This is a genomic window from Pseudomonas putida (assembly GCF_009883635.2).
In the GTDB taxonomy this organism is placed as follows: Bacteria; Pseudomonadota; Gammaproteobacteria; order Pseudomonadales; family Pseudomonadaceae; genus Aquipseudomonas; species Aquipseudomonas putida_W.
The window spans coordinates 1,385,270-1,399,394 of record NZ_CP026115.2 but is presented as its reverse complement, the minus strand read 5'-3'; the positions used below and the strand labels follow the sequence as shown (position 1 = coordinate 1,399,394).

The following is a 14,125-nucleotide window of genomic DNA, read 5'->3' as shown; positions in this document are numbered from 1 at the left end:
ACCCAAGGACACTCAGGACTCCAGCACGATGCTCACCCAGCTCTCCCTCACCCCCTACGAATGGCTCCCCATCCTCCTGGCCATCGCCGCCGCCTACATCGTCTTCGGCATCGCCGGCTTCGGCACCGCGCTGGTGGCCGGCCCGGTACTGATCCATTTCATGCCCTTGTCGCGGATCATCCCGCTGCTGGTGCTGCTGGACTTCGTCGCCGCCTTCGGCAACCTTTTGCCGTCACGTCGTGACGTGGTGCGCGGCGAGCTGCTGCGGCTGTTGCCGTGCATGGCCGTGGGCTGCACCCTGGGCGTGGTGTTCCTGCTGCACCTGAAGTCCGAGCTGCTGTTGCTGTTAATGGGGCTGTTCGTCACCGCCTATGCGATCTACGGCCTGGCGGTGAAGGTGCGACCGGCCAGGTTGTCGGGCCTCTGGGCGGTGCCCATGGGCACGGTTGGCGGGCTGTTCGGCGCCTTGTTCGGCAGTGGCGGTTTCCTTTATGCGATCTACCTGAGTGCACGGCTGGAGATAAAGGAGCAAGTGCGCGCGACCCAGAGCGCCCTGATCAGCTGCAGCACCATTGTGCGCCTGTCGCTGTTCCTGCTGGCCGGCGTGTACGCCGACACCAGCCTGTTGCTGTTCGCCGCCTGCCTGCTGCCAGTCATGTTCATCGGTCTCTGGGTGGGTCGGCGACTGACCCTGAAGCTGTCCCGCGAAGCCTTCGTGCGCCTGGTCACCTGGCTGGTGCTGGCCAGCGGCCTGGCGCTGATCGGTCGCTACCTGAGCGGCTGAGCTGTAGAATTGCAGGACTACCGCAGTCCGCAGGCCCGCTTCGTTCATGAACACCCAGAGCATCATCGTCCCCAAGCTGTCCACCGTCGAGGTGCACGAAGCCCGTGCCCGCGCCATCCTGCGCTGGCTGGTGCGCGAGAAAATCGTCCAAGAACAACTGACCACCTGCGGGCGCACCGGCAACCGCATGGGCCATGCCTTGGCGGCGGGTGCGCGCAAGGTCGCCCTGCATCCTGAAAAGCTGCCATTCGGCGAGCAGGTCAATGGCCTGGAGGTAATGCTCAAGCGTTGCATCTATACCCCGACCGAGGGGTTCCTCGAGGAAGCCGGCTGCCCGGAATGCCGGCGCGAGGTCGGCGAGCCGCTGTTCGAGAGCCTGGAGGAGTGGATGCCGGCGGTGAGCGACAACTTCACCTGCCCGCTGTGCGGCCATGAAGATGACATCAATGGCTTCATTTACCTGCAGCCATGTGCCTTTTCCAACCTTGGGTTCATCTTCAACAACTGGGGCGAGGCCGGTTTCACCCAGGCCTTTCTCGACAGCTTTGCCGACTGGCTCGACCAGCCGGTGGCGGTGGTGCAGGTAAAAGTGCCACAAGGCTGACCGAAGGCCCTTATTTTGCATTGAGCGGCGCGCCGTGGATGAGTATAATGGCGCGCTTCCATTTTTCCCGCCCGGGAGCCCCCGCGATGCTGCGTATCAGCCAAGAAGCCCTGACCTTCGACGATATCCTCCTTGTACCTGGCTACTCCGAGGTACTGCCCAATGAAGTCAGTCTCAAGACCCGTTTGACTCGTGGCATCGAGCTGAACATTCCGCTGGTTTCCGCTGCCATGGATACCGTGACCGAAGCGCGCCTGGCCATTGCCATGGCCCAGGAAGGCGGCATCGGCATCATCCACAAGAACATGACCATCGAACAGCAGGCCGGCGAAGTGCGCAAGGTCAAGAAGTTCGAGGCTGGCGTGGTCAAGGACCCGATCACCATCGACGCCGACGCCACCGTGCGCGACCTGTTCGAGCTGACCCACCTGAACAACATCTCCGGCGTTCCGGTACTGGCCAACGGCGACCTGGTCGGCATCGTCACCTCCCGTGACGTGCGTTTCGAAAACCGTCTGGAAGCCAAAGTCCGCGACGTGATGACGCCGAAAGAGCGCCTGGTCACCGTGCGTGAAGGCGCCAACAAGAACGAAGTCCGCGAGCTGCTGCACAAGCACCGCCTGGAAAAAGTCCTGATCGTTGACGACAAGTTCAACCTCAAGGGCATGATGACCGTCAAGGACATCGAAAAGGCCAAGGCCTACCCGCTGGCCAGCAAGGACGACCAGGGTCGCCTGCGCGTTGGCGCTGCGGTCGGCACCGGCAAGGACACCGGCGAGCGCGTTGCCGCCCTGGTTGCCGCCGGCGTTGACGTGGTGGTGGTCGACACTGCCCACGGTCACTCCAAAGGCGTGATCGACCGCGTGCGCTGGGTAAAAGAAACCTACCCGCAAGTGCAGGTAATTGGCGGCAACATCGCCACCGGCGCCGCCGCCAAGGCCCTGGCCGAAGCTGGCGCTGACGCAGTCAAGGTCGGTATCGGCCCGGGCTCGATCTGCACCACCCGTATCGTTGCCGGTGTCGGCGTGCCGCAAATCAGCGCCATCGCCAACGTCGCCGCTGCACTGGAAGGCACTGGCGTGCCACTGATCGCCGACGGCGGCATCCGTTTCTCGGGTGACCTGTCCAAGGCCATCGTTGCCGGCGCTTCCTGCGTAATGATGGGTTCGATGTTCGCCGGTACCGAAGAGGCGCCGGGTGAAGTCGAGCTGTTCCAGGGCCGTTCCTACAAGGCCTACCGCGGCATGGGCTCGCTGGGTGCCATGGCACAGGCGCAAGGCTCGTCCGACCGTTACTTCCAGGACTCCTCGGCCGGTGCCGAGAAGCTGGTACCGGAAGGTATCGAAGGCCGTGTTCCTTACAAGGGTGCCCTGGCCGCGATCATCCACCAGCTGATGGGCGGCCTGCGTTCGTCCATGGGCTACACCGGCAGCGCGACCATCGAAGAGATGCGCACCAAGCCGGAATTCGTGCGCATCACCGGTGCCGGCATGGCCGAGTCCCACGTGCATGACGTGCAGATCACCAAAGAAGCCCCTAACTACCGCGTAGGCTGAGGCTTCAAGCAATAACCGAACGGGGCTGTCACGAACAGCCCCGCGTCGTTTCCGATTTCCACTGACGAGATTGAGTCATGGCCCTCGACATTCACGCTCACCGTATCCTGATCCTCGATTTCGGTTCCCAGTACACCCAGCTGATCGCCCGCCGCGTGCGCGAAATCGGCGTGTACTGCGAACTGCACCCGTTCGACATGGACGATGAAGCGATCCGCGAATTCAACCCGCGCGGCATCATCCTCGCCGGCGGCCCCGAGTCGGTCCACGAAGCCAACAGCCCACGCGCCCCGCAGGCGGTATTCGACCTGAACGTGCCGGTGCTGGGCATCTGCTACGGCATGCAGACCATGGCCGAACAGATGGGCGGCAAGGTCGAAGGTTCCGATCTGCGTGAGTTCGGTTATGCCCGCGTCGACGTGGTCGGCAAGAGCCGCCTGCTCGACGGCATCGAAGACCACGTCGACGACGACGGCGTGCTGGGCCTGGACGTGTGGATGAGCCACGGCGACAAGGTCACCCAGATGCCAGGCAACTTCCACGTGCTGGCCAGCACCCCGAGCTGCCCGATCGCCGGCATGTTCGACGATTCGCGCGGCTACTACGGCGTGCAGTTCCACCCGGAAGTGACCCACACCAAGCAGGGCGGTCGCATCCTGTCCCGCTTCGTGCAGGACATCTGCGGCTGTGAAGCCCTGTGGACCCCGTCCAACATCGTCGAAGACGCCATCGCCCAGGTGCGTGAGCAAGTCGGCTCGGCCAACGTCCTGCTGGGCCTGTCCGGCGGTGTTGACAGCTCGGTGGTTGCCGCGCTGCTGCACCGCGCCATCGGTGACCAGCTGACCTGCGTATTCGTCGACAACGGCCTGCTGCGCCTGCACGAAGGCGACCAGGTGATGGCCATGTTCAAGGAGAACATGGGCGTCAAGGTGATCCGCGCCGACGCTGAAAAGCAGTTCCTCGACAACCTGGAAGGCGAAGCCGACCCGGAGAAGAAGCGCAAGATCATCGGCCGCACCTTCATCGACATCTTCGATGCCGAAGCCAGCAAGCTGGACAACATCCAGTTCCTCGCCCAAGGCACCATCTACCCGGACGTGATCGAGTCGGCCGGCGCCAAGAGCGGCAAGGCCCACGTGATCAAGTCGCACCACAACGTGGGCGGCCTGCCGGAGGAAATGAACCTCAAGCTGGTCGAGCCGCTGCGTGAACTGTTCAAGGACGAAGTGCGCAAGATCGGCCTGGAGCTGGGTCTGCCGTACGACATGGTCTACCGCCACCCGTTCCCGGGCCCGGGCCTGGGCGTGCGCATCCTCGGTGAAGTGAAGAAGGAATACGCCGACATCCTGCGTCGCGCCGACCACATCTTCATCGAAGAGCTGCGCAAGGCCGACTGGTACCACAAGACCAGCCAGGCATTCGTGGTGTTCCAGCCGGTCAAGTCGGTCGGTGTCGTCGGTGACGGCCGTCGCTATGCCTGGGTCGTGGCCCTGCGTGCCGTCGAGACCGTGGACTTCATGACCGCGCGCTGGGCGCACCTGCCGTACGAGCTGCTGGAAACCGTCAGCGGCCGTATCATCAACGAAATCGACGGTATCTCGCGCGTTACTTACGACGTGTCGAGTAAGCCGCCAGCCACCATCGAGTGGGAATAAGTTGAGCCACAAGGGCGCCGCAAGGCGCCCTTGTCGTCTCTGGCATCGAGGTTACCCGCGCTTGTAATGCAACCCGTGATGTTCGAGCGTGGAACGCAGTTCGCTCAGGTCACGCAAGCGCCGCCCGCTTACCCACGGCCAGTTGGGGCGAGAGATGTAGATATGCTGGCCTTCCTCGATGATTGGCGTGTACTTCAATTGCCCGTCGTTGCTGCGATGAACGAGGGTTAGTCGATCCTCGATCCAGTAGATGGCAAATGTGCCTTTGCTGGCCAGCGAGTGTTCCAACTTGCCTATCGTGGGGGAGCTCGTGGCAATCGGGACTTGCAGGCGCAAGTCACCCTTGACGGTGCGCTCATTCGCGTTGTTTTCCAGGATAGTCAGGCCAGGGTCGATTTCGATACCGCCAACATGACCAGGCTCCATGTCCTCCACGCGCAGGCCGATTGCTCCTTGCAGTTCACTGACGCCCAGAACGCCCTCGAAGGTATTGCCATGCGAGTTGCCGACCAGTGCGATCCATTTGCTCGATCCGCGGATCGCCTGATCAGCCTGAATGATCTCGTGGGCATAGAAGTTCATCATTTGCTGGCGGATCACCATTGATGGCGTGGGGTTCCACGCTTGCCGGTAGCTGGCCATGCAGTCGATGGACTGTATGCGAATGTCGAACTTCCGCGCAGCTTTCAATACGTTGGTGAAGGAGTACCGACTGGCTGGGTCGATACCGTAACCCTTGTCCAGGCTTCGGACATAGGCCAGTAGCTCGCTTGGCATTTTGCCGCTGCGTTGAAACATCTCCAGGCTGGCCTGGTTGAAGTCGGTCATGAAGTGCTCGACGTACAGTACTTTGACCTTGGCTTTCTTGAGTGCCGACATGTTGTCGATCAGAAACTGCTTGCTTCCCAGTTGTGAATGACTCTCGCCAAGCACCAATCCGTCACTGCTTTCGTACACCCTGCGAATGATCTCTTTCGCGGATGCATCGCGAGCGAGTGCAGGTAGGTTAGGACGCGTGGGTGGCTCGACTGTGGCGAGGTATTGCCTCGCATCATCGGCCAGTACATTGCGCAGCCTTCTGTATTCGTCTGTGGCAGGGTCTATCCGGGCATCCCCAAATGAGAGGGTGCCGTCCAGCACACGCTCATGGCCGGGGCTTTCGGCGTAGGGTTGCAATATCGGGCGCAGCTCGTCCGGCACTTCATAGGGCGTGGCCGGCAAGGGAGCTGGCGTTGGCCCCGATGCGTATTTCCCCCACAGGCTGAGCATGTCGTCTTTCAGGCCGCCCCCCTGCAGGCCGGGCCGCTCCAGTGGCTGCCAGCGACCGTCTGCCGCCATACGCAAGGGTACGTTGCGATAGAAGGAGTACGGGTTTTCCGGGTCGATGATTACCCAGGCTTTCATTTCGGCGATATGGCGGACCTGATAAGGCTTATCGTCGATCAGCACATAAAAATTGCCGTGCTGAGTGTAGATGCCTGTCAGATCGCCGCTGCCTGGCTCGACGCTGATTATCTCGTTGCTCTCGAACGGTAACAGTAGCGCATCTGTAGAGGATGGCTGGTACGGCTCGGGAACCCAGGCCTCGATATCGGCGGGCGATGCCGGATCGGAGGTGGGGTCGGCCGGTGTCGCAGGGGCAGGCAGTGGTTCGGCGGTGGTGTCAGGCAGCTGCTCCTGCGCGGCGCCTGCACCGGCACTGGCCAGCAGAGCCGCATTGAACAGGGTGTCGACCGCTGCGAAGATCGCCCCAATCGTACCGGCATGGCGTTCACTGGTGGTGTGGCCATTGACCGCCTGATCGATGTTCAGTCCGGTATCGGCAAGGCCCGCACCCACAGCGGCCAGAGCGATCGGCCAATCCAGTGCAGCAAGCGGCGCGGCGATCTGGCCGAAGGCCTGCAGATAACCGATCCACATCTGTTTGCGCAGGTCGCTGTTGGAGCGCAAGGTGAAGTGCGCGTCGGCGATCATGCGCTGCTGCATGTTGTCGCGCAGATGGCTGAACGCGTCACCTTCAACCCCTCGGTCCAGTTGATTGAGGATGTGGTGGTCATCGCCTCCCCAGTTGAAGAACAGCAGGTCGATCAAGTGGTTTAGGCCGGCGCTGTCGGCCTTCTGCGCGTGGGTTTCAGCAGGGAAGTGGCTGAGGAAACGGGCACGGTTATCCGCTTGATTGGTGTTGATCAACACCCACCAGTACAGCTCCTTGCGCGTTGTGAACAGGTGCAGACAGTCTTGTTCGCCCGGGGTGTAGAGCAACTGCCGGCCGTCCTCCATCACGACGCGCAGGAAATCGCTGGCCACGTAGCCGCCGATGTCGAACGTGCAAACACGCATGCCGTCAGTAGGCACATGCAGTTCGTGGAGTTGTTCGAGGGTCACCGGGCCTGGTGAATGGCCGGTAAGGGCCCGGGCTACTTGACCGATGCAGGTGGCCAGCGCGCCGCGTGGGTCATGGGCGCAAGCTTCCAGCGCTTTGCTGAGAAAATTGATTTTGCTCAGCGCGCGGTAGTCCTGTGCGTGGTGTTGCCAGAAGGCGTCAAGGCGCTGGTGGTATTGGCTGCTGAAGTCGATCTGCCAGAAGTCCTCAAGGACATCCTTCGGCGCGATGGGCACTTCGTTGTGTTCGTCATACGCCTCGGCACCTGGCCCGTTCAGGTAGAAGCCTGCCAGGTAGCTGAGCAAGTCGCTGTTGTCCTGGTCCGCGACATCGAAGCGATGCAATACGAGTTGTGGCAGGGTATAGGACTGAAAAGGAGAGTCCTGATGTTGCCATCCGCTGAAAGTGTGCGGGCTGCTTTGCGCTGTCATGAACCGGTTGAGGTAGACATCGTCAGGATCGAGTTCCGCGTGCCCGTGTTTCCTCAGGATGCGTTTTGCCACGTCCCGTGCCATCTGCCGTAAATCAGGGCAGGAGCTGACCAGTGGCTGGGCCAGCGTGTGCAGTTGCTGTTCTTCATCGGGGATCAACACCTGTTGTGTCATGGGCGAAACCTTGGGCTGAGTGAGCCTCAAGACTGATGACGGAGCCGGCACTCCAGGCGGTATCTATTTAGGTGATGGGGCAGTCGTCAAGGGGGCATGGCATGTCTTCACGCGAGCTCCCGCCTGCACGAGCGATCCGGCAGGCGGGAGTCGAAACTCAGCTAATTGCTGGTGGGACGCTGAGCACCAGGTCACTTTGCACGAAGATGCCATCAACTGCATGGCCCGGATCAATACCAATGCTCAAGGCTTCGCCGATGCCCGCTCCCTCGACCCGTACGCCAAGACAGCCCTCCAGTTCGCTTACCCCTGGCACTTCGTAAAAGGTGTTGGCATGGGTGTTGCCCATGAGCGCCACCCATCTCGACGGGCCACGTTGGGCCTGGTCAGCCGTGATGATCTTGTGGGCTGCGTAATTCATCATGTTCTGACGAGGTTGTGAAAGGTTCGTTTCCGATTTCCATATGCCGCGGTAGCTGACCATCGTGTCGATACCTTGCACCCTGATGTTCTGGACAAAGGCTTCGTACAGCACTTGCTTGAGGCCATAAGGGGTGGCAGTAATCGTCGCGTTGTCGTCCCATGTATTAATATAGGTTTTCAATTCAGCGGGTAGTTTTCCGGTCCGATTGAACTCATCGAGAGCGGCCTGCTGGTAATCGATCATGAAGTGCTCGGAGTACAACACTTTGACGCCAAGCTGTTTGAGGCGTCGCATGTTTTCGATCAAAAAGCGTCTGGCGTAGATCTCTCGATGCGCTTCACCGAACACCAGGCCCTCGCTGTTTTGATACAGGCTGCCAAGAAATTGCCGAGCGTCGCTTGCATTTTCGAAGTGAGGTATTGCGGGGCGTGGTGGCTGTTCGAAGTGTTCGTAGAACGCCACGGCATCGCTGTCTATTCTATTCAGTGCAGCATGGTAGGCGCGGCCCCTGCTCCCAAGGTAAGGGTCGCGCAAGGTATGGTAAGGGTCAGCATCTTGGCCCATGAGTGCGAAGTCTTTCAGCTCCGAGTATTGGGGTTCTGGTATTTCATAGAGCTCCACCGTCAATGGCGGGAGCACCGGACGCGGGTTGAGTCGCCTCCAGGCGCTGAGAAACTTTCTGGTAATTTGATTGCTGCCGCCTTTCAGGCCCAAGCTTCCACCGACTTGCCAGTTGCCGTCGGCATCTCGAGCGATGGGAATACTTTGTCGGAAAGCGAAGGGTTGTTGCGGATCTACAATGACCCAGGTATTCAGTTCTCGGACATAGCGCACCTGATAGGCCAGGTCGCCGAGCATCGCATAGAAGTTACCGTCTTTGCTGTAAATGCCCTCCAGCTCTCCACTGCCTGTGGCGCCGGTCACGACTTCGTTGGTTTGCAGGGCCTGCAACTGATTATCCAGTTCGCTTGGCTGAAACTCCTTGGGCAACCAGGCCTCGATTTCCTCGGGCGTTACAGGCTCAAGCGCTTCGGGAGCAACTGGCTCGATCGGGTTTTCATCAGGAATAACAGATTCGACCGGGTCTTCGAGGGGCGGTACGAAGGCGTCCGCTGGCGAGGCAACTCCCCTGGCGTCGCTGGCACCGGCAAAGCCGATCATCAGGGTGTTGATCACTGCAAAGATGGCGCTTTCCACGCCTGCCAGGCGTTCAGCGCTGGTGTGCCCATTGATGGCCTGGTCGATGTCCAGGCCGATCTCGGCGATACCAGCACCCACGCCCGCCAGCGCTATCGGCCATGCCAGCGCGGTGAGTGGGCCGAAGACCGTGTTGGCGGCCCTCAGGTAGCCGAGCCACAATTGTTTGCGCAAGTCCGAATTGGAGCGCAACGCAAAATTTGCGTCGTCGGCCATCCGTTGTTGCGTAGCCAGGCGCAGGTGGCTGAAAGCGTCCATTTGCAGTGGCGTATCGGGTTTATTGATGCCGCCTGGCTCGGCAGCATCCCACTGACGCCACATGACGTCGAACAATCCGCTCAGGTCGATGCTGGCAAAGTGGGCGAAGAAACCGACAGTCTTGTGCAGCGAAGAGGCTTCGTGGGCGGTCAGCGGGAAGTGGCTCATCAAGCGTGCTTTTTGCGCAGGCTCGAGGGTGTTTGCCAAGACCCATGCGTGAATCTCGCGGTCGCTGGCGAACAGGTGAAATGCCTGGGTTTCGCCGGGTGTATAGAGCAGTTGATAGCCATCTGGCATGACGATTCGGAGAATATCGCTGGCGACGCGCTCGCCGATGCTGAAGGCATGGACACTAACGCCATGGCTCGGCAGGTTCGCTTGGCGCAGGTACTGCAACGTGACTGGGCCGCCGTGCTCGCCGGCCAGGGCCTTGGCTGCCTGCTGAACGCGGCTGGCCAGCGCGTTGTCGCTGGTTTGTGCCTGGGTTTCCAGCGCCTTGGCAAGGAATGTGGCTTTTGCCAGGGTGCGGTAATCGTCGCCATGCCTGGACCAGAAAGCACTGGCACGCTGGTCGAAGCAATGGCTGAAGTCGATGTTCCAGAAGTCATCGAGTGCAGACTTTGGCAAGAGCCGGATCTCGTTGCGCTCATCATAGGCAACTTCCCCTGCACCCTTACTGTAGAAGCCTGAATAGGTGCTCAGCAGGTCGCTGGCGTCTTGCTCTGCCGTGGTGAAACGGCGCATGACCAGTTGCACAAGGGTCATTGTCTGAAACGGCTGGGTAACATGTTGCCAACCGGTGAACGTGCGCGGGCTGCTTATCGCCTCATGGAAGCGATGAAAGTAGACCTGGTCTGGCTCCAGGTCGTCGAGGTGGTGCCGGCCCAGTATCGCACCTGCGGTTTCACGGGCCATCTGGAGCATGTCCGGACAGGCCGTGCTCAGCTTCTCGGCAATTTGTCTTAGTGCATGCAGGTCTTGTTGTTGCTGCGCAGAGAGGGGCATGACTGTTCTCGTAAGGTTTGAGGAGGGCGCAGCGTTGCCTCTGGAGCAGGCCTGGAGGCGTTAAATAATGCTGTGAGGTCTCGGGAATGAAGGCTTCACTTAATATTTCTCAATTGCAGGTGTATCGTATTCACCCTTCATCGCCCGCCACGGCTGGCAGCTTGATTGCGCAGAACACGAGGTACCCGCACCGATGTCCTTCACCCGTCGACAAATGCTCATGGGCCTCACTGGTCTGGTTGTGGTTGGCCTGGGCGCCGGTGGCGCGGCCCGTTACTGGCTGGGCAAGGTCGAGGACGACAATGCCGGGCATGACTACGAGCTGATCGCCGCCCCCCTGGATGTCGAGCTGGTGCCGGGGTTCAAGACCGAGGCCTGGGCCTTCGGCCCTTCGGCGCCGGGCACCGAGTTGCGCGTACGCCAGGGCACCTGGTTACGGGTGCGTTTCATCAACCACCTGCCGGTGGAAACCACCATCCACTGGCATGGCATCCGCCTGCCGCTGGAAATGGACGGCGTGCCCTACGTTTCGCAGCTGCCAGTCAAGCCGGGCGAGTACTTCGACTACAAGTTCCGCGTGCCGGATGCCGGCAGCTACTGGTACCACCCCCATGTCAGCAGCTCCGAGGAGCTTGGGCGTGGGCTGGTCGGCCCGCTGATCATCGAGGAGCGCGAGCCGACCGGGTTCAAGCACGAGCGCACCCTGAGCCTGAAGAACTGGCACGTCGACGAGCAGGGCGCCTGGCTGCCCTTCAGCATCCCCCGCGAGGCTGCACGCAACGGCACCGCCGGGCGGCTGATCACCATCAATGGCCAGGCTGACTCGGTCACTGAGTTGCCGGCCGGGCAAGTGGTGCGCGTGCGCCTGCTGAACCTGGACAACACCTGGACTTACCGTCTCAACCTCAAAGGCAACTGCGAGGCGAAAATCTATGCCCTCGACGGCAACCCGGTGACTCCACGGACACTGGATGATGAATACTGGCTCGGCCCGGGCATGCGCATCTGCCTGGCGATCCGCATTCCCGAGGCGGGCGAGGAAATCTCCCTGCGCGACGGTTTCGTGCGCCTGGGCACCTTGCGCTCGGTGGCCAGCAACGGCGCACCGGGCGAGTGGCCCAAGGCCCTGCCAGCGAATCCGATCGCCGAGCCGGACCTGGAGAATGCCGAGAAGCTGAACTTCAATTTCGAATGGGCGGCGACTGTCTCGGTCACCGATGATCCGGACAAGCCGTCGAGCATGTGGCAGATCAACGGCCAGGCCTGGGACATCACCGACAAGACCTGCGCCGACCGGCCGATTGCCACGCTGAAGAAGGGCAAGAGCTACATCTTCGAGCTGAAGAACATGACCCAGTACCAGCACCCGGTCCACCTGCACGGTATGAGTTTCAAGGTGATCGGCTCCAATCGCCGACAAATCCCCGAACCTTACTTCACCGATACCTATCTACTGGGCAAGAACGAGCGTGCCCAAGTCGCACTGGTGGCGGATAACCCAGGCACCTGGATGTTCCACTGCCACGTCATCGATCACATGGAAACCGGCCTGATGGCCGCGATCGCGGTGGTCTGATGCGCCCGCAGATCATCGATCGCAGCCGCGATCAGGAGTTCATGCGCCTGGCCCTGGCCCTGGCCAGCGAAGGCGCAGCCATGGGCGAGGTGCCGGTGGGCGCGGTGCTGGTGCAGCATGGCCAGGTGATCGGCCAGGGCTTCAACCGGCCGATCATCGACAGCGACCCCAGCGCCCACGCCGAAATGGTCGCCATCCGCGCGGCAGCCAGGGCTGCCAGCAACTACCGGCTGCCGGGTAGCACCCTGTACGTGACCTTGGAACCGTGCAGCATGTGTGCAGGGCTGATCGTGCATTCGCGGGTGATGCGGGTGGTGTATGGCGCACTGGAGCCCAAGGCGGGCATCGTGCAGAGCCAGGGGCAGTTCTTCGGACAGGGCTTTCTCAACCATCGGGTGATGGTGGAGGGTGGGGTGCTGGCGGAGGAGTGCGGGCAGATCCTGAGCGACTTCTTCAAGGCCCGTCGGGCCAAGGCCTGAATTGGCTTACATCGGCGGTGACTGATCCGCCGGCTTGTCCTTGTTCACCCCAGGCACATGCAGGTTACCCTCGGCCACCTGGCCTTCGAGCTGTGGCTGGGTCACCCAGGTGAGGATGTCGTAGTAACGGCGGATGTTGGCCACGAAGTGCACAGGCTCGCCGCCACGGGCATAGCCGTACTTGGTCTGCCGGTACCACTGCTTCTGCGCCAGCCGCGGCAGCATCTTCTTCACATCCAGCCACTTGTTCGGGTTGAGCTTTTCACGCTTGGCCAGGGTGCGGGCGTCTTCCAGGTGGCCGCTGCCGACGTTGTAGGCGGCCAGGGCGAACCAGGTGCGGTCTGGCTCCTTGATGCTGTCGTCGAGCTCTTCCTTGATCTTCATGAAGTACTTGGCACCGCCCTGGATGCTCTGCTTCGGGTCCAGGCGGTTGGACACGCCCATGGCCTGGGCGGTGCGCTGGGTCAGCATCATCAGGCCGCGCACGCCGGTCTTGGAGGTGACTTCAGGCTGCCACATCGATTCCTGGTAGCCGATGGCGGCCAGCAGGCGCCAGTCGACCTGTTCGACCTTGGCGTAGCTCTTGAAGTGCTTCTCGTACTTGGGCAGACGCTGCTGAAGGTGCTGGGCGAAGGTGTAGGCGCCAACGTAGCCGAGTACGTCGACATGGCCGTAGTAACGGTCCTTCAGGCGCTGCAGGGTGCCGTTCTTCTGTGCCTTGTCGAGGAATTCGTTGATCTCGTTGAGCAGGCTGTTGTCATCGCCGGCTGCCACCGCCCAGCGCTGGTCGCGGGTGTCGCCCAGGTCGAAGGCGACCCGCACGTTGGGGAAGTACACCTGGTTCATTGCCAGTTCATTGGAGTCGACCAGGGTCAGGTCGATCTGCCCTTCATCGACCATGCGCAGCAGGTCGACCACTTCGACCGCGTCGGATTCCTCGTATTCCAGGCCCGGATACTGCTTTTTCAGTTCGGCCAGCTGGTCGGCGTGGCTGCTGCCCTTGAGCACCATGATCTTCTTGCCGACCAGGCCCTTGGCATCGGTGGGGCGCGGGCGGCCGTTGCGGTAGATGACCTGTGGGGTCACTTCCAGGTAGGGGTGCGAATACTTCACCTGGGCCTTGCGCCGGTCGGTGCTCACCAGGCCGGCTGCGGCCAGCACCGGGCCGGAAGGTTTACCGAGTGCGCCGTACAGTTCGTCGAGGTTGTCGGCTGTCTCGATCTGCAGCTTGACGCCGAGATCGTCGGCGAAATGCTGGACCAGCTCGTACTCGAAGCCGGTTTCGCCGTTGCGGTCCTGGAAGTAGGTGGCCGGGCTGTTGCGGGTGATCACGCGCAGCACGCCGTCCTCCTTCACGCGCTCGAGGGTGCTGGGTTTTTCAACGCAGGCACCGAGCAGCAGAAAGAGTCCGGTTGCGATTAGCCATCTGGCGCAACGTTGGCGCAAAGCAGTGTGGGCGAACATAAGTTGCAGTATACGCAAAGGACCGGCACAGCCATATCTCGACAACGGATAGCTTGTCTGGTAGCAGTTTCTGTGCTGCAAGCTTCAAGCTGCTTTTTTCTGACCCCGAAGTCCGGTTCCGCCGCCCGGCAGCCA

General features: G+C 61.3%; 9 protein-coding genes. 6 read left to right on the top strand and 3 right to left on the bottom strand.

Going from position 1 to position 14,125, the window contains the following annotated elements; translation table 11 throughout:
• Nucleotides 1-28 precede the first annotated feature (28 nt).
• The 4 genes from C2H86_RS06370 (at nt 29) to guaA (ending at nt 4,599) form a co-directional block, all read left to right on the top strand.
• Complete coding sequence (locus tag C2H86_RS06370; protein ID WP_159411876.1) at nt 29-784, top strand: sulfite exporter TauE/SafE family protein; 756 nt, start codon at nt 29-31, stop codon at nt 782-784.
• Nucleotides 785-830: 46 nt separating this feature from the next.
• Entirely contained in the window at nt 831-1,388 is a 558-nt protein-coding gene (locus tag C2H86_RS06365; protein ID WP_159411875.1) for a sugar ABC transporter ATPase, read from the top strand.
• Between the two features lie 86 nt (nt 1,389-1,474).
• Nucleotides 1,475-2,944 carry an IMP dehydrogenase gene (gene guaB, locus C2H86_RS06360; protein WP_159411874.1) on the top strand — a complete coding sequence of 490 codons (1,470 nt, stop codon included), beginning with the start codon at nt 1,475-1,477 and terminating at the stop codon, nt 2,942-2,944.
• A 77-nt stretch (nt 2,945-3,021) separates the two neighbouring features.
• Nucleotides 3,022-4,599, top strand: a complete 1,578-nt coding sequence (guaA, locus tag C2H86_RS06355; RefSeq protein WP_079229545.1) for a glutamine-hydrolyzing GMP synthase — start codon at nt 3,022-3,024, stop codon at nt 4,597-4,599.
• A gap of 51 nt (nt 4,600-4,650) precedes the next feature.
• On the opposite strand, the gene C2H86_RS06350 is transcribed toward guaA, so the two are convergent.
• Together C2H86_RS06350 and C2H86_RS06345 are read right to left on the bottom strand one after the other, a co-directional pair.
• Nucleotides 4,651-7,587, bottom strand: coding sequence for a membrane-targeted effector domain-containing toxin (locus tag C2H86_RS06350; RefSeq protein ID WP_159411873.1), 2,937 nt, complete (start codon nt 7,585-7,587; stop codon nt 4,651-4,653).
• Nucleotides 7,588-7,744: 157 nt separating this feature from the next.
• Complete coding sequence (locus C2H86_RS06345; RefSeq protein ID WP_159411872.1) at nt 7,745-10,471, bottom strand: membrane-targeted effector domain-containing toxin; 2,727 nt, start codon at nt 10,469-10,471, stop codon at nt 7,745-7,747.
• Between the two features lie 193 nt (nt 10,472-10,664).
• Between C2H86_RS06345 and C2H86_RS06340 the strand changes: the two genes are divergently transcribed.
• Both C2H86_RS06340 and tadA read left to right on the top strand, forming a co-directional pair.
• Nucleotides 10,665-12,047, top strand: a complete 1,383-nt coding sequence (locus C2H86_RS06340) for a multicopper oxidase family protein (protein ID WP_159411871.1) — start codon at nt 10,665-10,667, stop codon at nt 12,045-12,047.
• Entirely contained in the window at nt 12,047-12,526 is a 480-nt protein-coding gene (gene tadA, locus C2H86_RS06335) for a tRNA adenosine(34) deaminase TadA (RefSeq protein WP_159411870.1), read from the top strand. The genes C2H86_RS06340 and tadA overlap by 1 nt, the downstream gene beginning before the upstream one ends.
• A 6-nt stretch (nt 12,527-12,532) precedes the next feature.
• Here the strand turns inward: tadA and mltF are convergent, their stop codons facing one another.
• Nucleotides 12,533-13,990 (bottom strand): membrane-bound lytic murein transglycosylase MltF, encoded by a 1,458-nt coding sequence (mltF, locus tag C2H86_RS06330; protein ID WP_159411869.1) that lies wholly within the window; start codon nt 13,988-13,990, stop codon nt 12,533-12,535.
• Between the last annotated feature and the right edge of the window lie 135 nt (nt 13,991-14,125).